This is a genomic window from Aeromonas sp. 5HA1, from assembly GCF_029237245.1.
GTDB lineage: Bacteria > Pseudomonadota > Gammaproteobacteria > Enterobacterales > Aeromonadaceae > Aeromonas > Aeromonas salmonicida.
In genome coordinates this window covers 482,384-502,785 of the sequence record NZ_JAACFW010000001.1, presented here as the reverse complement: position 1 = coordinate 502,785, position 20,402 = coordinate 482,384, and the positions used below count along the sequence as shown (strand labels likewise).

14 protein-coding genes are annotated in these 20,402 nt (G+C 59.9%); 10 read left to right on the top strand and 4 right to left on the bottom strand.

The features are described 5' to 3' along the window. Positions 1-13 precede the first annotated feature (13 nt). Together GWQ27_RS02250 and GWQ27_RS02245 are read left to right on the top strand one after the other, a co-directional pair. Positions 14-5,653 carry a type I secretion C-terminal target domain-containing protein gene (locus GWQ27_RS02250; protein ID WP_275906568.1) on the top strand — a complete coding sequence of 1,880 codons (5,640 nt, stop codon included), beginning with the start codon at positions 14-16 and terminating at the stop codon, positions 5,651-5,653. 326 nt (positions 5,654-5,979) lie between these two features. Further along, positions 5,980-6,924: a chemotaxis protein CheV gene (locus GWQ27_RS02245; RefSeq protein WP_021139650.1), complete on the top strand. Its 945-nt coding sequence runs from the start codon at positions 5,980-5,982 to the stop codon at positions 6,922-6,924. An 89-nt stretch (positions 6,925-7,013) separates the two neighbouring features. Here the strand turns inward: GWQ27_RS02245 and GWQ27_RS02240 are convergent, their stop codons facing one another. Further along, on the bottom strand, positions 7,014-7,613 hold the full coding sequence (locus tag GWQ27_RS02240; RefSeq protein ID WP_021139651.1) for an arylesterase: 600 nt from the start codon (positions 7,611-7,613) through the stop codon (positions 7,014-7,016). On the opposite strand from GWQ27_RS02240, the gene GWQ27_RS02235 reads away from it, so the two are divergent. Together GWQ27_RS02235 and GWQ27_RS02230 are read left to right on the top strand one after the other, a co-directional pair. Then, positions 7,612-8,310 carry an ABC transporter ATP-binding protein gene (locus GWQ27_RS02235; RefSeq protein ID WP_005318003.1) on the top strand — a complete coding sequence of 233 codons (699 nt, stop codon included), beginning with the start codon at positions 7,612-7,614 and terminating at the stop codon, positions 8,308-8,310. The two genes, GWQ27_RS02240 and GWQ27_RS02235, sit on opposite strands and share 2 nt — an antisense overlap. Positions 8,311-8,364: 54 nt before the next feature. After that, entirely contained in the window at positions 8,365-10,812 is a 2,448-nt protein-coding gene (locus tag GWQ27_RS02230; RefSeq protein ID WP_275906567.1) for an FtsX-like permease family protein, read from the top strand. 83 nt (positions 10,813-10,895) lie between these two features. Here the strand turns inward: GWQ27_RS02230 and GWQ27_RS02225 are convergent, their stop codons facing one another. Beyond that, a complete protein-coding gene (locus GWQ27_RS02225) occupies positions 10,896-11,801 on the bottom strand; it encodes a TIGR01777 family oxidoreductase (protein ID WP_275906566.1) in 906 nt (301 codons plus the stop codon). Positions 11,802-12,126: 325 nt separating this feature from the next. Here GWQ27_RS02225 and GWQ27_RS02220 point away from each other — a divergent pair, with 325 nt between their 5' ends. Then, positions 12,127-13,656, top strand: a complete 1,530-nt coding sequence (locus tag GWQ27_RS02220) for an EAL domain-containing protein (protein ID WP_275906565.1) — start codon at positions 12,127-12,129, stop codon at positions 13,654-13,656. A gap of 86 nt (positions 13,657-13,742) precedes the next feature. On the opposite strand, the gene GWQ27_RS02215 is transcribed toward GWQ27_RS02220, so the two are convergent. Both GWQ27_RS02215 and GWQ27_RS02210 read right to left on the bottom strand, forming a co-directional pair. Beyond that, complete coding sequence (locus GWQ27_RS02215) at positions 13,743-14,924, bottom strand: PLP-dependent aminotransferase family protein (RefSeq protein WP_275906564.1); 1,182 nt, start codon at positions 14,922-14,924, stop codon at positions 13,743-13,745. A gap of 216 nt (positions 14,925-15,140) precedes the next feature. Beyond that, the gene (locus GWQ27_RS02210) at positions 15,141-16,208 is read right to left on the bottom strand and encodes a M20/M25/M40 family metallo-hydrolase (RefSeq protein ID WP_275906563.1); all 1,068 of its coding nucleotides are present in this window, start codon (positions 16,206-16,208) and stop codon (positions 15,141-15,143) included. Positions 16,209-16,513: 305 nt separating this feature from the next. Here GWQ27_RS02210 and trmB point away from each other — a divergent pair, with 305 nt between their 5' ends. From trmB to GWQ27_RS02185, 5 genes are all read left to right on the top strand, one after another. After that, a complete protein-coding gene (gene trmB / locus GWQ27_RS02205; RefSeq protein ID WP_265452898.1) occupies positions 16,514-17,227 on the top strand; it encodes a tRNA (guanosine(46)-N7)-methyltransferase TrmB in 714 nt (237 codons plus the stop codon). Between the two features lie 31 nt (positions 17,228-17,258). After that, entirely contained in the window at positions 17,259-17,591 is a 333-nt protein-coding gene (locus GWQ27_RS02200; RefSeq protein WP_005317987.1) for a YggL family protein, read from the top strand. Between the two features lie 129 nt (positions 17,592-17,720). Next, positions 17,721-18,641, top strand: a complete 921-nt coding sequence (gene glsB, locus GWQ27_RS02195; RefSeq protein ID WP_219597747.1) for a glutaminase B — start codon at positions 17,721-17,723, stop codon at positions 18,639-18,641. 29 nt (positions 18,642-18,670) lie between these two features. Then, positions 18,671-19,966, top strand: coding sequence for a sulfurtransferase (locus GWQ27_RS02190; protein WP_005317984.1), 1,296 nt, complete (start codon positions 18,671-18,673; stop codon positions 19,964-19,966). Positions 19,967-20,164: 198 nt separating this feature from the next. Beyond that, the gene (locus GWQ27_RS02185; RefSeq protein ID WP_021139660.1) at positions 20,165-20,374 is read left to right on the top strand and encodes a YgdI/YgdR family lipoprotein; all 210 of its coding nucleotides are present in this window, start codon (positions 20,165-20,167) and stop codon (positions 20,372-20,374) included. Positions 20,375-20,402: the final 28 nt, after the last annotated feature.

Below are 20,402 nucleotides of genomic sequence, written 5' to 3'. Positions count from 1 at the left end.
GACCACCCAGGTCGTGACGCTGGGCACTGGCCAGCTGGGCTTTAGCACCAGTACCACCGCCGACAAACTGGTGGGTGGCAGCAGCGTGAAAGCCGAGATCAGCGTGACGGACGCGGCGGGCAACAGCGCCACCGCGACCGACAGCGAAGGCTACGGGGTCGACACCACGGCCACCGGCGCACCGACCGTCGTCATAGTGGATGACTCCAACAACGACCAGCTGCTGACCAAAGGAGAGATCGGCAATGATCAGATCCAGGTGCGGGCCGAGGTCAGCAATGGTGACCTGGTTGCGGGTGGCAAGGTCACCTTGACCATCAACAATGGTGGCACCGAGAGTACGGTCGAGCTGAAGCTGGTCAATGGTGTGCTGATGTTGGCAAGCGGGCAGCCGGCAAACGGCTTTGTTTACAACAATGGCACCATTGGCTGGACGGAGACGACCCCGGCCAATGGCAAGGCGTTGTCGGTGACAGCGACCCAGACCGACAAGGCCGGCAATGAATCCCTGCCGGGCAGCGACATGGCAACCATTTTGAATGAAGCCCCTGAGACGGCGGACATGCAAGCCAGTGGTCTGGAGGATGCTGTCAGCATCGCCATACCTGCGCTCTCTGGCAGTGACATCGATGGTACTGTCGTGAGCTTTACCATCAAGAACTTGCCGGCCAATGGTGTCTTGCTGCTTGATGGCGTGCCAGTGACGGAAAATCAGAGTGTTCAGGCTGTGGATGCCGGCAAACTGACCTTTGTACCGAGTGCCGACTGGAATGGTGACACCAGCTTCAGTTATGTGGCCGTTGACAATGAAGGGCTGGCCGACGCAACTCCCGCCACCGTGACCATCAGGGTAGAGGCGGTCAACGATCTGCCGACTCTGGGGATTTCCAATGGTGCGATTGTGTCCGAAGAGGGCTTGCCCAACGGGATCATCGACACCAACGGCAACCCGGATACCACGGATGCCAAGAGCATGTCCGGTACCATTTCAGTGGGTGATGTGGACAGCAGCACGCTGACTGTGTCACTGGATGGACCTGCAGGGCTGACCTCCGGTGGCTCCGAAGTCAAGTGGAGCTGGGATGCCGGCAGCAAGACGCTGGTTGGTTATACCGGCACTCTGGGAAGCGACGGCTACAAGGCTGTGGTCGAGGTCAAGCTCACTGCACCGAATGCCAGCGGCAAGGGTGATTGGGCCTATGATTTGACCCTCAAGGCGCCGCTCGACCATCCCGTCAAGGATCAGGAGGATTCCCTGTCGTTCCAACTGGACGTCAAGGTCTCCGATGGCAAGGGCACAACCACTGGCAAACTGGATGTCACCGTTGAGGATGACGCGCCAGTGGCGGGTGATGCTGCTGCCGTCTCCGTTACCAAGACAAATATTCCAGATGTGTTGACCGGGGTATTTGATCTGACCAAGTTCAGTGGCAACAAGGCCCTGGTGGATTTGGCTGGCTTTACCATCACAGCCAAGGGGTTCACCTCTGCATCCAACTCAACTCTGATTGATGCCAGTGTCAATGGTTCCAATGCAGGGCTGGGGGTGTCCAGCGTGGCCGGACCGTACCACAACATTGCCAACGAGATAGACTTCCGTCACTTCGCGAACGGAACCTCTGCCTCCGAGCAGTTAATTGTGAAGCTGGATCCGGGCACGGTTGCCTATGGTGCCAACATCAAGTTCAGCCAGATGTTCGGTGGTGAGCTGGAAAGTGGCGTGGTCGAGTTCTACCGTGCTGGTGTGCTGATCGGTACCCAGACTTTCAGCTCCAATGCGACCAGTGGCGACTACGCCGAGAACTTCCAGGTACAGCAAGGCGGCTTCGACACCATGGTGATCAAGGCTACCAATAACGGCAACACCAATACCTCGGACAACAGCGACCTGACGGTGAAGAGCATAGAGTTCATCGGCTCCTCTACCGCCCAGGCTATCGCTTACGGTTCAGGCACGGTGACACCGCAGTGGGGGGCTGATGGCAAGGGCCATATGCAGCTGCTCGGCTCCAACGAAACCGGGCTGACCACGGCAACCGGCAAGCTGATCACCACCTCCATGGAATCGGCCAATACCTTGATAGGTAAAGCCAGTGATGGCTCCCTGGTGTTCCGTCTGGAATTTACCCCGGCCACCGGCAAGTGGGAGTTCTTCCAGTACCAGAACATGTCCAGACCGCTTGGCGACGGTGATATCGACTTCCAGATCAAGGTAGTAGATGCGGATGGTGATTCCAGCCTGGGATCCTTTGCAACCAAGCCACTGGTGACGCCAGTCGTACAATCTGTCTCGAGCGGCAGCGCGGAGGAAGGCGGCAATCTCTCTCATACGGTGACCCTGTCTGACCAGACCCATGAGGCGACCCAGTATGACTTCGCCATTCAGGGCAGCGGTGCCAATCCGGCATCCAGCTATGATTGGGGAATTGCACAATTTAGCAACGGGGTGACCTACAACAGCGCCACAGGCAAGATCACTGTGCCTGCCGGGGTATCCGGCTTTACCGTGACGCTGCCGACCGTGAACGATCGACTGGTTGAAACGACCGAGACGCTGACGGTGACAGTGGGCGGTCAGAACGGCACGGGCACCATCATCGACAACGACCGCGCGCCTGTGACCACGGGTGGGCACGGTGTCGGGACGGAAGATACGCCACTGGTACTGAAGTGGTCCCAGTTTGGTGCCAGCGATGATCAGGCTGCGTCTGATCTGAGCGTCGTGATCGGCACGCTGCCACAAAATGGCAAGCTGGAGTATCTCAATGCCGCGGGTCAGTGGATTGCCGTCAAGGTTGGTGACCTCGTCTCTTACGATGACATCAATACTGGCCATCTGCGCTTTGTGCCAGGGCTCAACGAGTCCAGCACCAGTGCCGCCAATGGCAACGGCACGTCCATGGGCAACCAGCAAGGGGACTACGCCAGCTTCGGCTACCAGATCAGCGACGGTGCCAACCTGAGCAACTCAGGCAAGCTGGTGATCGACATCGCTGCCGTGGCTGACAAGCCGGTGGTGGATATCAGCCTGACCGGCAATGGCATACCGCTTTATACCCAGTACCCGTCGTCCGGCATCTCGACCGGCGCGTTCCAGAGCGGCAACTTCAACAAGGGCAGCTTCGGGATCACCAACAGCCTGACCGACAGCACTACCAGTCAGGACTCTGTGGTGGGCGGCAATGGCAACGACTACATCGTCAGCATGAAGGGCGGCGGCGACTATTTCGTCGGCGGTCTGGGCAATGACGTGCTGGTCGGTGGCAATTCTGTCTCGGGCGATACCCTCGACGGCGGCGTAGGTAACGACATTCTGGTTGCCGGACTGGGTGGTGACACCCTGTATGGTGGCGCAGGTACAGACCTTGCCGTGCTGATGGGGTCGCGTGCCAACTATGTCATCGAGCGCAGAAGTGATGGCGGCTTCAACTTCCTGGTGAAGGAGAATGGCACCACCATCAGCAAGTCGCTGTACGACATTGAACTGGTTCAGTTTGATGACGGCATCTACCAGTTCAATCAGACTGACGGAACCTTGACGGCGGTACCGCCCAGTGTGGTGGACTACCCCCTCGAGATCAGTGCATCCCTTACCGACAGGGATGGCAGTGAACAGCTAGACAGCCTGGAGCTGAGCGGCATGCCGAGTGGTGCGACCCTGTATCAGGGCGGTACAGTGCTGGGAACCGCAGGTGCCGATGGCAAGCTGACCCTCAGTGGCCTCTGGAACCAGGGCGCGCTGGACGTCAAGCTGACCGATCTGACCCTGCGGGTGCCGGGCAGCAATGCCGGTCAGTTCGACCTCAAGGTAGAGGCCATCGCCAAGGAGGTGGTGACCGACCAGACCAGTAGCGCATCGGATCAGGATTCGATCCGCATGAGCTACTTCCTCTCCACCGAAGGGGAGCCGGGTGATCAAAACCGCACCTACGGCAGCGAACACAATATAGTGGTGGGCGATCTCGACGGCAGCGTGGTATTGCCTGGCCAGAACTATAACCTCGCCTTTATGGTCGACAGCTCTGGCAGTATTGGTACCACGGCCATGAATACCATCAAGAGCCAGCTGGCACAGGTCTTTAATAGTCTCAAGACCAGCGCTGGCACCGATGGGGCCGGCAAGGTGAATGTCTTCCTGGTGGACTTCGACACCCTGGCCAACAAGTCGGTCAGCGTGAACCTGAAAGACAGCAATGCCCTTAGCCAGTTGCAGGCGATTCTCGACAGCATGGATGGCAGCTCGAACAACGGCGGCGGTACCAACTACGAAGACGTGTTCAAGACCACGGCCAACTGGTTCAACGGTTCGACCGCTCAGAGCAACACCAATGCCAAGAACCTGACCTACTTCATCACTGATGGTAAGCCGACTTACTATCTGGGCAGTGAAGGTAGCAACCCACTGATTGATGACTATCCGAACGATTCTCGTGATGTCTATCTCAATCAGCTGTTGCAGAACGGCTATGTTCCTGGTCAGGTTTACAAGAGCAGCGGATATACCATTATCGATGCTCAGGGTGTGGTTTATAAAGTTGATACAAAGGGGGATTCCTCCAAGATTGGCTACATGCGTCCTGATGGTCTGGGTGGTTACACCTATTCCACCTTGGCAGGTAACGGACAGGACTCCACGTCTACGACCATCAGTAATGCTGTGGCAGGTTTTGCCTTGCTGACTGGCATGGGCGTGACGGTGGAGGCGATCGGCCTGGGAGCCAACATCTCCTACAACGATCTCAAGTCCTATGATTCTGACGGTGTCATCATGACGGGCGTCAATGCCAACGATCTGGCCGGCGCCATTCTGGGGACCTCCATCAACAACAAGCCGGGCAGTGACCGGATCGATGGCGGTGCCGGCGACGATATCCTGTTCGGCGATGCGGTTCACTTCGCCGGTATCAACGGGGAAGGCTACGCGGCCGTCAAGCAGTATGTAGCCGGTAAGTTGGGTGCAGGTTCGGTGACGGATGCCCAGGTCCATGACTACATCAGCAGTCATGCCAGCGAGTTCGATCAATCCTCCGCCAACGACAAGGGCGATGTGCTGATCGGCGGGGAAGGCAACGACATACTGTTCGGTCAGGGTGGTGACGACTTCCTGTTCGGTGGTGCCGGCAACGACATACTGTTCGGCGGTAGTGGCAACGATATGCTGTATGGCGAGAGCGGCAATGATACCTTGTACGGCGGTAGCGGCAACGACACCCTGTATGGCGGTGCCGGCAACGACACCCTGAGCGGCGGTCTGGGCAATGACATTCTGGTCGGTGGCCTGGGCAACGATATCCTCAAGGGGGATGCCGGGGCTGACACCTTTACCTGGCTGCAGGGTGACACCACTGGCGGCACCATCGCCAAGGATTATGTGGTCGACTTCTCCAGGGCTGAAGGTGACAAGCTGGATCTGAGCGATCTGCTGGATCACGATAGTTCTCACAACCAGAACGATCTGAAGGGCTTGCTCTCTGTGTTCCAGGACAGCGAAGGGGTTCACTTGCAGGTCAAGGAGAACAGTTCGGCGTCCGTGACTCAGGAGATAGTGCTGATGAACCACACGTTCGACAGCCTCACCGGCAGCGCGGCGTCCACCTCTTCCCAGGTGATCGACTACATGCTGAGCAACAACATGCTGGATATCGACAAGTAATCCGGTTTGAAGTCAGTAAAAAGCGGCAGAGCAATCTGCCGCTTTTTTTATGTCTGGCCAACGGAAAGTGCATCCACTGGCGGTAATGGCAGGGGATTTGGCTGTGCATCGTAAAAGTCTGGCCCACACCCGAGGCCGAAAGGGCTGCGGGTCAGCCATTTGGCTGCTGACAAGTGTGAGGAGAGACCGGCTTTGGGCCGATTCTCGATTTTTTTCATCAAGTTCCGTCATCATCTGGCCGACATAGGATAAGAATACGGGTCGTGTTGGGATTCTGACCCTTCTATACTATGGCGAGACTCGGGCAACGGACGTAAGGGCTTTATATGGCGAGCATATTGGATTCAGTGGATCAACGTACCCAGCTGGTAGGGGAGAACCGTCTGGAGTTGTTGATGTTCCGTTTGGGATCCCGACAACTGTTTGCTATCAACGTCTTCAAGGTGAGGGAAGTGGTCAAGCTGCCCCATCTCAACAAAATGCCGGGGGCGCACCACAACATCAGCGGGGTGGCCAACATCCGTGGCACCTCTATCCCCGTGATCAATCTGCGCAGCGCCATTGGCATGCGCGCCATGCCCATCGACAGCGAGTCGAACCTCATCATCACCGAATACAACCGCACCATTCAGGGCTTTCTGGTGGGGCAGGTAGCCCACATCGTCAACATGACCTGGAAGGATATTTTGCCCCCCCCGCGCTCCGCCGGGCGGGCGAACTATCTGACGGCCATTACCCGGGTTCCCGAAGATGGCGTCGACCAGATTGTCGAGATCATCGATGTGGAGAAGGTGCTGGCCGAGATCATCACCTACGACATCCGCATCTCGGAAGAGGTGCTGGACCTGGCCATATTGCCGCAGATGAATGGTCGCAAGGTGCTCATCGTCGATGACTCCAGCACGGCCCGCAATCTGGTGCGTGAAACCCTGGCCCAGCTGGGCCTGGAGGTAATCGAATGCCAGGATGGCCTGGAGGCGCTCAATCTGCTCAAGGGCTGGTGCGATGCGGGCAAGAAGGTGACTGACGAAATCTTGCTGATGATCACGGATGCCGAGATGCCGGAGATGGATGGCTATCGCCTGACCCACGAGATCCGCAGCGATGCCCGCATGTCGGATCTCTTCATCACGCTCAATACCTCCCTGAGCGGCAATTTCAACGAGGCCATGGTCAAGAAGGTGGGGTGTGACCGCTTCATCTCCAAATTCCAGCCGGACCTGCTGGTCGGAGTGGCACAGGAGCGGCTGCGCCAGATACTGGAACGCTGATGGTCATGGAAACAAAGATCCCGCTTCGGCGGGATCTTTGTTTTGGGCCGACAGGGCCTGATAGTGCGTATAGGGGGATACTGGGGGCATTATTGGGTCAAGAGGGGCTCGATAAAGCTGGCCACACGGTCGCGGATCAGCGGCTGCGCCGCCGCCGTGGGGTGGATGCCATCGTTCATCATGAGTTCAGGGCGCAACGCAATATCATCCATGAAGAAGGGCATCAGTGGCAGCGCATTGGCGGCGGCCAGCTCCGGAAAGATCTGCTCGAACTGGCGCAGGTAGCGGGCCCCGTAATTGCGGGGCAGCTGGATTTGGGTCAGTACTGTCTTGACCTGCAGCTCCTTGGTCAAGGCCACCATCCTGGCCAGATTGTCACGGGTGATGGCGGGGGCGAACCCTCGCAAACCGTCGTTGCCACCCAGTTCAATCAGTACCCAGTCCGGTTTATGCTCCTTGAGCAGAGCGGGCAGGCGGGCCAGGGCACCTTGCGTTGTTTCACCACTGATGCTGGCATTGATAAGCTGATGCTCGCCCCCTTGCTGCTGCCATTTCTGGTTGAGCAGGGCAGGCCAGCTCTGGTCCGCCGGCATCTGATAACCTGCACTCAGGCTGTCACCCAATACCATCAGGGTCTGTGCCTGTACCGATGAAACCAGGCAACATAAGGCGAACAGGAAACGCGTCATGAATTCAACTCCCATTATTGTCGTCAAGGGCCTGGGCAAAACCGTTAGCCTGGGCCAGGAAAGCCTCACCATCCTTGAAGGGATCGACCTGCAAGTCAATACCGGCGAGACACTGGCGCTGGTCGGCGCCTCAGGCTCGGGCAAGTCTACCCTGCTGGGGCTGCTGGCCGGCCTGGATCTGCCGAGCGAGGGGGATATCGAGATCCTCGGGCAGTCGCTGGTGCAACTGGACGAGGAGGGCCGTGCCCGCCTGCGTGCCGAGCAGGTCGGCTTCATCTTCCAGTCCTTCCTGCTGTTGCCTACCCTGAGTGCGCTTGAGAATGTCATGTTGCCAGCCGAATTGCGTGGAGAGACCCGCTGCGAGCCCAGAGCCCGCGAGCTGCTGGCGGCGGTGGGGCTCAGCGAGCGTCTCCACCATCTGCCACCGCGCCTCTCCGGCGGTGAGCAGCAGCGGGTTGCCATAGCGCGCGCCTTCATGACCCGTCCCAGCCTGCTGCTGGCGGATGAACCGACCGGCAATCTCGACAGCAAGACCGGCGAGACAGTGATCGAACTCTTGTTCCAGCTCAATCGTGAATATGGCACCACCCTAGTGGTGGTCACCCATGATCACGACTTGGCCCAGCGTTGCCAGCGGCAACTGGTGATGGCGGCAGGACGACTGGAGGTCGAACAACATGAGGTGCAGCGTGCATAAGAGAATGCCTGGATATGACTGCAAGGTTGGCCGATTGAACGGGAGTGGTGACGCATGATGCAGTGGCGATTGGGATTGCGCCTGTTGCGGCGAGAAGGCTTCAACGGCGAGTTGCGCTGGTTCGTGCTGGCGCTGGCGCTGAGTGTGGCCTGCGTGCTGAGCGTGGCCCTGGTGGCGGACAGACTGGATGCCGGACTCAAGGCATCGGGGCGCGACTTTATCGGTGCCGACCGGGCGCTGCGCTCGGCCACACCTGCGCCAGCTGACTGGCTCAAGCAGGCAGAAAAAGCGGGCCTCTCCGTGCAGACGACGGTAAGCTTCAACAGCATGCTGTTTCATGGCGATGCGCTGCAGCTGGCCTCCATTCGCGCCGTGCCGAGCGAGTTTCCCTTCTATGGCAAGCTGGAGCTGACTCCCCAGCGAGCACCGGCCCCGGGCGAGATCTGGCTCTCGGCCCGGGTGATGCAATTGCTGGAGGCAAAAATTGGGGATGAGCTTGAGGTGGGCAATACCCACCTCAAGGTGGCAGGAGTGCTGGGTCAGGAGCCGGATCAGGGCTTCAGCCCCTTCCTGCTGGCGCCAAGGGCGCTGATCCACAGTGATGATATCGAGGCGACCGGCGCCCTGCTGCCGGGCAGCCGCCAGCAGTGGCGTTACCTGTTCAAAGGCGCGCGCGAGGACGTAGCCAGCTATGAGCGCTGGCTCAAACCCAAACTGAAAGCGGGACAAAAACTGATCAAGCCGGACGATCAGGGTTCCCAGGTGGGTCGCTCACTGGCCAATGCCGAGCGCTTTTTCCGGCTCGCCTCCCTGGCAGGGGTGCTGCTGGGGGCGCTGGCCATGGGCATAGCGGTGCGCCACTTCGCCGAGCGGCAGACCAATATGGTGGCACTGCTCAAGACGCTGGGGGCGTCCCGTCGTACGCTCTGGCAACTGATGGGCTCGCTGCTGCTGTCACTGACCCTGGTCGGTGCCCTGCTCGGTCTGGTGGCGGGCAGTGCCATGCAGTGGCTGACCCTGCATCTGCTGGGCAATCTGCTGCCGGCCGATCTGCCACCGCCGTCCTGGCGACCCTTTGCCCTCGGTCTGGCGGTCGCCTTCTTCATCACACTGCTGCTGGCCTTCGTGCCCTTCCTGCGCCTGCTGAAGGTACCGCCGCTGCGGGTGCTGCGTCGTGAGCTGGAGGCTGGGATCCCGCCTTGGCTGGCGTTGCCGGTCGGTTTGCTGGGGCTGTTTGGTCTGGTGTGGGGCTTTACCGCGGATGAGACCCTGGCGTTGGGGCTGATCGGTGGCATGGGCCTGCTGATGGGGCTGCTGGCGCTGATCGCTTCCCTGTTGCTGCGGCTTGGTCGTCGGGTCAAGGGGCCTCATGCGCTGCGCCTTGCCATCAATCACCTTTCCCGCGAGCGTGGCAGCGGCCTGTTCCAGCTGGCTGGCTTTGCGCTGGCGCTCATGCTGTTTGGTCTGCTGTGGGCGGCACGGGTCGACCTGCTCGACGAGTTTTCCGCCCGCTTGCCGGTGGATGCACCCAACCGCTTCCTGGTCAACGTGGCCGATCACGAGCGGGAGGGGATCCTCACCGAGTTGCGCCAGGCGGGTGCCCTGACCTCGGATTTCTATCCCATAGTACGGGGCCGGCTGGTCAGCATCGCCAGCGAGGCGGTGCGAGACAACGACGAGGATGGGCGGGAAGGGGTGAACCGTGAACTCAACTTCACCACCACGGCCAGCCTGCCGCCAGACAATCGTCTGACCGATGGACGCTGGCTGGATGGGCCCGGCCAGGTGTCGGTGGACCAGGACCTGGCCAAGCGACTCGACATAGCGCTCGGCGATACTCTGGGCTTCACCATAGAGGGGCGCAGCTTCAAGGCGCAGGTCACCAGTTTGCGGGCCATCAAGTGGGACAACATGCGGCCCAATTTCTACATGATCTTCTCCCCTGACATGCTGGCCTCTTTCTCCCAGACCTGGCTTGGCAGCTATCGGCTGCCGGAGCAGGGCAGAGCGGCAGAGGTGGAGATCATCCGTCGTCATCCCACCGTGAGTCTCATCGATGTAGACGATCTGATAGTGCGGCTGACGGCTGTGTCTGATCAGGTGAGCCGGGCGCTCGGTCTGATGCTGGGTCTGGTGACGGTGGCTGCCCTGCTGGTGTTGCTGACCCAGACCCAGGCCAGCATGGCCCACCGCCGTCGCGAGCTGTTGCTGATGCGCACCCTGGGGGCCAGCAGCGACCTGCTCAAGAAGATGCTGCGCTGGGAACTGGTTGCCAGTGGCCTGTTGGCGGGGCTGTGCGCCGCCATGGTGGTCGAGCTCTGCTCCTTTGGCCTGCAATGGTGGTGGTTTGAGGGGCAGTGGCAGTTCCACTGGGCCATCTGGGGCGGCTTGCCCTTGCTGGGCGCCCTGCTGGTGACGTTGGCGGGGCAGGGAATGCAGCGTCAATTGCTGGCGGGCACCCTGAGCGATCGTCTGCGCGGGCTCGGTCAGGGGCTGCTCTAGTCTCTTGCTTTTTGCGCAAAAATAACAAGCCCGGCCACATGGCCGGGCTTGTTATTTTCGGCAATCGTCTTGCCGGAACAGGTTCAGCGTGGCCGGTGCAGCAGGTTGGTGAGGGCCTGGGGCAGTTCGGGAAAGGTGAAGTGAAAACCGGCTTCTAGCAGGCGGGCCGGCAGCACTTTCTGGCCGGTGAGCAGCAGGTCGGCCGCCTCTCCCATCAGCAGTCGCAGCGCCAGTGCGGGGACGAAGAAAAGATGCGGTCGGTGCAGAGTAGTTGCAAGGGTTTGGCTGAACTCGCGATTGCTGACGGGGTGGGGGGCCGTACCATTGAAGATGCCGTCATACTCGTCGTGCTCCAGCAGGAACAGCATGGCGCGTACCAGATCCTGAATGTGGATCCAGCTCATGACCTGCTGGCCGGATCCCATGGGGCCGCCGAGGCCGAGCTGATAGGGGGGCAGCATCTTGGGCAGGGCGCCACCATCGGCGCCGAGCACCAGGCCGATACGCACTATGCAGACCCGGGTGTGGGCGCTGCGAGCCTCTTGCGCCAGGGTTTCCCATTGCTGACAGAGTTGATGGTTAAATTCGTCGTGGGGAGTCTTGCACTCTTCATCCAGCGGCGTCTCCCCCTGCCGCCCATACCAGCCGATGGCGGAGGCATTGATCAATACCTTGGGCGGCGTGCTGGAGAGCTTGATGAGGTCGACCAGTTGTTCGGTCAGCAGCCAGCGGCTGTCACACAGCAGCTGTTTGCGTTGCTCGCTCCAGCGCCCGGCGGCGATGGGCTCCCCCGCCAGATTGATAACCGCATCCACGTCGTTGAGGTCGTCGAGCCGATCCAGACTGTCGAGCAGCTTGATGTCATGGCCGAGCAGGTCGTAGGCGCGGCTGCCCTGACGGGTCAACACCACTACCTCATGCTGCACCTTGAGATGTGCCACCAGGCGGCGGCCGATAAAGCCGGTTCCTCCCGTGATCAATATTTTCATATCCATACTCCCTGACTCTGTTGGCTCTACTCTAGTGGGCCAGCACAACATGAACAAGCAACTGTTTTTGCAAAGATTATAATCGTCACACCCGCTCTGGTTGCCGAGGCATCAGCTGGTTCGATATGAGCCAGGGCCAGATTGGGGGGGATTGGGTGCGCTCCGGCCCGGATGCCTTGCAAGATGTGGCTGCGAGCCCTGTTTTGTTGGCGTATGGTGTCAATCAGGCCAAACCTGATTGCAGCCAATCGTATCAGAAGGGCTTGCTAGGTGAGCAGAGACCAGTAGACTTGCCCGCTTTTTTGTCGTTGCCGTGAGGATGATTATGCCTTTTCGTCGTTTGAGGTTGCGCCAGTTCTATACAAGGCTGGGAGTGTCCCTGCTGGCAGGCTTTCTGTCTGTGTTGCTGGGGGTGTTGATCATCTCATGGCAGACGTTTTCGGGGGTGAAGCAGGATGCCGAGGAGCGTCTCTTGCATGCACGACACATGTTTGATCGCACCCTGGACAATGCCCAGCAGGCGGCGTCCATGGTGCGAAGCAGCATGGATCGGCCTTGCGACGAAGTGGTGCAGGGGCTGCGGGATCAGGTGGCGACCGTGCCGGACATACGTACCGTCAACCTGGCCAGGGGGGAGCATATTTACTGCACCTCCCTCTACGGTTCCTACAGCGGTCTCTTCTCTCTGGCCGATTACGCAGAGGGTCAGCTCGACTTGCTGAGAGGCAACCCTGTGACGCCGGATCGCCCCCTTGTTGTCTATCGGCAGGCGGTGGGCGATAACAGCGTGCTGGTCGGGGTAGACGGCTACTATCTGCACAACATTCTCGACATGCTGAGTCGCAACTCGCCGCTGGCGCTGGTCATCGGCAGCCGGACCATGCAGGCCAACGGCCAGGTCAGCGAGGAGGTGCCACCCCGCACTGGCGGCTATCTGGAACAGGTGTCCTCGAAGTATCCATTCAGGGTGGTCACCGATCTGTCCCACAATGAGTACGGCAGCCATGTCTGGAGTTACTCCAGGGCCAGCCTCATCATCTATCCCTTGCTGGGCATATTGGTGGGGGTTGGCGTGTTCTGGCTGACGGGCCGCTCTACCTCTCCTTCACAAGAATTGCGGCGGGCGCTGGCCCAGCGGGAATTCATACCCTATCTGCAACCCGTGGTGACGGGGGACGATGGACACTGGTGTGGCTGCGAGGTGCTGATGCGCTGGCAGCATCCCCGTCAGGGCATGATATCGCCGGATCGCTTCATTCCGCTGGCGGAAGACAGCGGCCTCATAGTCCCCATGACCCGTCTGCTGATGGCGCAGGTGCGGGATCAGTTTGCCGGCAAGGCCCATACCCTGCCGAGGGGATTTCACTTTGGCTTCAACATCTGCGCCAGCCACTGCAAGGATCTGAGCCTGGTGGAGGATTGTCGCGACTTCATCGATGGGTTCAAGGCCAACCCCATCAAGCTGGTGCTGGAGCTGACCGAGCGGGAGCTGATAGTGGCGGATGAGGTGACCGACCGCTTGTTCGCCGAGCTGCACCAGCTCGGGGTCTTCATCGCCATCGACGATTTTGGTACCGGCCACTCCAGCCTGACCTACTTGCAGCAGTTCCAGGTGGATTTTCTCAAGATTGACCAGAGCTTCGTCGGCATGATCGGCTCGGATGCGCTCTCCAGTCATATCGTCGAGAACGTCATCGATCTGGCGACCCGGCTCGGCCTGATGCTGGTTGCCGAAGGGGTGGAAAACGAGGTTCAGGCCGCCTATCTGAGGGCGCGTCAGGTGACCTTCCTGCAGGGCTATTTCTATGGCAGGCCCATGCCGATGAAGGAGTTCGCCAAGCAACTGGCAGCCTGACAGGCCCGGTTTCTCCTGCGTGAGGAATAAAAAAACCAGCGACCTGGACAGATCGCTGGTTTTTCTTTATTCAGGCGGCAGCGCTGTCAGAGCATGCGGGCCAGGGCGCGGGTCAAGCGTTTGACCCCTTCCTCTATGGTAGCTTCATCCACGCAGGAGAAGCTCAGCCGCAAGGTGTTCTTGATCTCGGGGCGCACATAGAAGGGGGCGCCGGGTACGAAGGCGACCTTCTCCTTGATGGCTTCCTCGAACAGTGCCATGGCGCTGACACTGGCAGGCAGGGTCAGCCAGAGGAACATGCCCCCTTCCGGTCTGGTGTAGCTCACGCCGGGCGGGCAGTGACGAGCCAGTGCAGCCTCCATGGCGGCGCGCTGGCGGCCATAGACCTCCTTGATCTTCTCCAGATGGGCATCCAGCGAGTTGTCGATCAGGAAGCGGTGCAGCACCTGCTGGCTGAAGGCGTTGCTGTGCAGGTCGGTGGCCTGCTTGGCGATGGTGACCTTCTGGCGCAGCCAGTCCGGCACCAGCATCCAGCCCAGACGGAAGGCGGGCACCACCGTCTTGGAGAAGGAGCCGAGCAGCACAGTATTGTTCGGAGCCAGCTTGGCGATGGGTGGCAGGTGCTCCCCTTCGAAGCGCAGCTCGCCATAGGGGTCGTCTTCCACCATCAGCAGTTCGTGGCTGACCAGTCGCTCGGCCAGTGCTTCACGGTTGGCGCGGCTGTAGGAGATACCGCTCGGGTTCTGGAAGTTGGGCACGCCGTAGAGCAGTTTTGCGTTGGAGCCGCTGGCCAGCAGCGCATCCAGCGCCACCAGATCCAGACCCTCTTCCCCCAGCGTAATGGGCTGGAATGCCGGTTGATAGACGGAGAACGCCTGAATGGCGCCAAGGTAGCCCGGCTCTTCAATGATGAGATCCTGCCCCTCGTCGATCAGCACTTTGCCCAGCAGATCCAGCGCCTGCTGGGAGCCGCTGGTGATGAGGATATTGTCCGGGTTGACGCTCATGCCATGGCGCGCCAGATAGCGGTCTGCAATGTACTGGCGCAGCGGGGCGAAGCCCTCGGTGGCGGCATATTGCAGGGCGGCGGCGCCTTGCTCGCGCAGCACGTCCTGGCAGGCCTGATCGATGGCCTTGACCGGAAACAGGTGCGGATTGGGCAGGCCACCGGCAAAGGAGATGATCTCGGGATTGGCCGCGACCTTGAGGATCTCGCGGATAAATGAAGGCTCTACCTTCTCGAAGCGCTGGGCAAAAAACGGTTGCATAGGGTTCTCTCTGGCATGGTGAGCGGTCGCTCCATTCGACCGCCAAGTTATCCGTTTGTATCAGATTTAAAAAATGAGGCAATGGCTGCAACAAAAATCGATAAAAAAGGGCAGGTTTGGCACCTGCCCGAATTTTATCGGCCGGGGGCAGCCGTTGAGCGTAAAAAGCCCTGAATTGGTCCCTGGCCAGCGCGCGTCATTGACGGCTTGTTGGCGTTACAGACCCGGCTCCTTGAGGAAGCGGATCATCAGATCCGTGTTGGCGCTGAGCTGCTGCTCCACCCGGTCCGGGAACAGCTCGGCCATCTTGTCGAGACGGTCGTACTGGGTATGCCAGATCTTGCCCCACTGGGTCTCGCTGTCCCGGTCGCAGGCGCTCTTGGTAGCATCGTCGTAGCAGTCCCACAGCGCCGGGTTGGTGGTCTGGGAGTAGCCGTCATAGCCATCTGCCCCGTTGATGGTGAAGTTGGTGGCCTCCACGTAGGCGATGGGCACCCCCAGGCAGGCGAAGGGGGCGTGATCCGACCAACTGCCGGTCTCCCCTTCCGGATAGCCGGCGTAGCTGGGGTGGATGGCGAACGGGGTATCAGTCTGTTTGGAGATGGCCAGCAGACGGTCACGGATCTTGGGATCGAAGCTGTAGCGGCTTGGCTCGGCACAGTTGTATTCGGCCACATCCGAGTGAGCAGAGTGAACATAGACAATGTCGCCGCCAGCTATGGTGTCGTAGTTCACCATAGCCACCAATTGGGCGATGGCGGCGCTGTCGAGGCTGGCGACATAGGCCTTGGAGCCGTTGAGGCCGTTCTCCTCCGCGCCGAAGAAGGCGAAGCGTACCGTGTAGGGCAGGGTCTGCCCCTTGAGTGCCTCGGCGACCGCCAGCAGCGCCGCGACACCGGCGCCGTTGTCGGTGGCGCCTTCAGAGCCATGCTTGTCACCCGTGCTGTCGTAGTGGGCGCCGATCAGGATCACCTTGTCGCTCTGGCCCTTCAGCTCGGCGACAAGATTCTGGGAGGCCTTGTCGACCCCGCTCTTGGTGTAGGTGAACGGCTGCTTCTGCACACCGTAACCCCAGCCTGTCAGATGATCCTGGATCCAGGCTGCGGCGCGGGTCTCGGCCTCCGTACCCGTGGGTCTGGCCCCTATCCCCTCGGCGCTCGAGCTCAGTTGCACCAGATACTCATAGGCTTGCTCGGCGGCGCTGGGCGCCTGTGAATCATTGCTGGAGGTGTTGCACCCGGCCAGCAGGGCTGCGATGGCAAACGCCAATGCTTTGTGTTTCATACTGCAATCCTTTGTTGTGTATGGTTTTATTTTCGCAGGCAAGCATGCGCCCGACCCCACGCAGATTCTGTGAAGGGGGTGGCATTTGTCAATCGTGGTGGCGGAATTGGTCAGTGACGGGGGATTTGTTTCGCGAAACACTTGCGCCTTGGGCCTATCTTGGGATAATTCGCTACCCTGTTTCGCGGATTGATGAAATAACGCGCCATTCATCCATGTGATCCGTGACCCCGGGCAATGAAATAACGAGTAATCCATTCATGTCGTCTGTGACCCAGACCGATGCAATAACGAGCAATTTGATTATGTCTGTGACCCAAGATGTATTTAACGAAGACGGCAAGTTCATGCGCAAGATCCGCAGCTTTGTCCGTCGCGAAGGCCGCCTGACCAAAGGGCAGGAGAAGGCCCTGGAAGAACTCTGGCCGGTCATGGGTATCGATTTCGCGCCAGCACCGCTCGATCTGGTCGCCCTGTTTGGCCGCGAGGCTCCTGTGGTGCTGGAAATCGGCTTTGGCATGGGCGCCTCCCTGGTGGAGATGGCCAGGAATGCCCCCGAGAAAAATTTCATCGGCATAGAGGTACACTCACCGGGCGTGGGTGCCTGCCTCGGCACCGCCCAAGAAGCGGGCGTCACCAATCTCAAGGTCATCTGCCACGATGCGGTCGAGGTGCTGGAGCACATGATCCCGAACGGTTCGCTGGCCTGCCTGCAACTCTTCTTCCCGGATCCCTGGCACAAAAGTCGTCACCACAAACGCCGCATCGTGCAGCCGGCATTTGCCCAGGATATCCGCCAGAAGCTGGCCATAGGTGGCGTGTTCCACATGGCCACTGACTGGGAAAACTATGCCGAACACATGCTGGAAGTGATGAGCGTCGCCGAGGGTTACGAGAACACCTCCACCACCGGCAACTGGGTGCCTCGTCCCGACTGGCGTCCGCTGACCAAATTCGAACAACGGGGCCATCGTCTGGGCCACGGGGTTTGGGATCTGATTTTCAAACGCGTTAACTAATTTAACGAGTCAACTAACCTAAGGAGCTATCATGGCCAATCGTAGCCGCCGTCTGCGTAAGAAACTGCGAGTCGACGAATTCCAGGAAATGGGATTCGACATCAGTTTCAATTTCCCGGTCGGCACTGCCGAAGAGACCATCGATGCGGTAGTCGATGCGATGATCGATGAGGTTGTTGAACCCCGTAGACTGGCGTTCGCCGGTTCAGGCCACCTGGCCTGGGAAGGGATGATCTGCACTCAGCAACTGGGCAAATGTACCGAAGAAGACCGCGCCGTTCTCAAATCCTGGCTGGAAGGCAAGGGGATGGAAGCCGTGGTGGTCACCGAACTGTTTGACCTCTGGTACGGTGAACCGGCCTGATAACCGCTTGCCTGTTGTGGGCGACCTGTTACGGGTACCCTGTGTCGGGTACATAGACAAATCCCGCCATTGGCGGGATTTTTGTCAGTGGGGATGGGATCTCCACAGCCCCTAGTTATGGAATCGCTTATGGTGTTGTCATCCGAATTACTGGCCAGCATTCTGGCCGAGGTGCGCCCGCTGCTCGGGCAGGGCAAGGTGGCCGACTATATTCCGGCCCTGGCCCGGGTGCCGGCCGATCGGCTCGGCATGGCGGTCTGTACCGTGGAGGGGGAGCTGTTCACCGCCGGTGACGCCTTCGAGCCCTTCTCCATCCAGAGTATCTCCAAGGCCCTGAGCCTGACGCTGGCGCTCACCCTCTATCAGGAGGAGGAGATTTGGGCCCGGGTGGGCAAGGAGCCCTCCGGCCAGCCTTTCAACTCGCTGGTGCAGCTGGAGTTCGAGCAGGGCATACCACGCAATCCCTTTATCAACGCCGGTGCCCTAGTGGTGAGCGATCTGCTTGAGACCCGGCTCACGGCCCCGCGCCAACGTACTCTGGAGCTGGTGCGTCGCCTCAGTGGCAACCCTGCCATCATGGCGGATCAGGTGGTGGCCCGCTCCGAATATCAGCACTCCGCCCGCAACGCCGCCATCGCCTATCTGATGAAGGCTTATGGCAACTTCGAAAACGAAGTGGACAAGGTGCTGCAAAGCTACTTCAATGCCTGCGCCATCCGCATGAGCTGTGTCGATCTGGCGCGGGCATTCATCTATCTGGCCAACCGCGGCGTGCCGCTGGGGGCCGGTGAGCCGCTGCTGCCGGCCCGCACCACCAAGCAGGTCAATGCCCTGCTCGCCACCTGTGGTCTCTACGACGAGGCCGGTGATTTTGCCTATCGGGTCGGTATGCCGGGCAAATCCGGTGTCGGAGGGGGTATCATGGCGCTGATCCCAGGTGAGCTCTGTGTGTGTGTCTGGTCGCCCGAGCTCAACAAGGCTGGCAACTCGCTGGCGGGCACGGCGGCACTGGAGCTGCTGGCCGAGCGTCTGGGCCGTTCCATTTTTTAACCTTGTTTACCATGAATCGAGAAAACATCATGAAAGCATATATTGGTCTGTTGCGGACCGGTCTGACGGCCCTGTTGCTCTGGTGCGCGCTGCCCGCCTTTGCAGCCGAACTGCCACCCCTCTCGCTGGCGGATGCCAAGGCCAAACAGGCCGTTATTCTGGATACCCGTGCCAGCCACTTCTATCAGGGCTGGCCCATGGAAGGGGAGAAGCAGGGTGGCCACGTTGCTGGCGCCGAAAATCTCTCGGCCGACTGGAAATACAGCGATGACGAATGGCCCAAGGCGCTGGAGATCAAGGGATTGAAAGCCGATCGTCCGGTGGCGCTCTATGGCGAGCCGCGGGAAGTGGCCGAGGTGGCCCGTCTGCTGCGCAAGCAGGGCATCAAGCAGCTGTTCGAGCTGCAAGCGTGGAAAGCCGCGCCGCGCGAGTATCTGGCGCGCTGGCAGCAGCTGGTCTATCCGCGCTGGCTGGCGGACCTGCAGGAAGGCAAACCCGTGGTTGCCGCCCCCAAAGGGGAGTGGAAGCTGTTCGAAGTGGATTGGGGTTCACCCAAGGCCTATCTCATCAGTCACATACCCGGGGCTGGCTATATCGATACCAACCGCCTGGAAGAGGAGCCGTTGTGGAACAAGGTCTCTGACGAGGCGCTCAAGGCGCTGCTGCTGGAAAATGGCATCCGTCACGACACTACCGTCATCCTCTATGGTCGCAACACAATGGCGGCAGCCCGCGCGGCGCACCTGATGATGTATGCCGGCGTGGCCGATGTGCGCCTGCTGGATGGCGGCCTCGATGCCTGGTTCGTGCAGCACCTGCGCACAGAAACCGGCCTGCCCAACAAGTTCGAGCCGGTGAAAGAGTTTGGCGTGGCCATTCCGGCCCACCCCGAGTACTACACCACACTCGATCAGGCCAAGGCGTTGCTCAAGCAGCCCGACAGTGCCCTGGTCAGCGTGCGCACCTGGGACGAGTTTGTCGGCAATACCTCAGGTTACAGTTACATCAAGCCGAAAGGCGACATTCCGGGGGCCAAGTGGGGTCGTGGTGGCGTGGATGCCAACAGCATGAGCGACTTCCACAACCCGGACGGCACCATGAAACCGGCCCGCGAGATCCTCACCATGTGGGATGAGTGGAATATCGAGCCGACCCAGCAGGCCGCTTTCTACTGCGGTACCGGCTGGCGCGCCTCCGAAGCCTTCTTCTACGCTTGGTTGATGGACTGGAAGCGGATCAGCGTCTATGACGGTGGCTGGTACGAGTGGAGTGCAGACCCTGCTAACCCCACAGTGACCGGTGAGCGTCAGCCCGCCAAGTCATGAACAGGCAGTAACAAGAGGCCGGACAGATGTCCGGCCTTTTTCATATGTGCCGCTGGCATCACGTTCAACGTCGATGCCAAGTCACTGATTTTTGATGTAGATCCCGTTCTGTCAATCCACTCTGTGGGGGCGGTGAGGTTGCGCTAGGCTTCAGTCACCACCCTCGTGGTGAGGGTGAAGAGGGAGACGAGACAGGCGATGAAACAACTGATGATGATCCTGGTGTGTGCACTGGGACTCGTGGCGTGCAGCTCTCAATACATCATGAGTACCAAGGATGGGAAGATGATCACCACCGACAGCAAGCCCAAGCTGGATGAGAGCACCGGCATGTACCGCTATTACGATGCCGAAGGGCGGGAGGTGATGATCAAGCAGGATGATGTCACCCAAATCATGGAGCGTTGAGGCTCCACCAAAGAACAAGGGCTGCCTG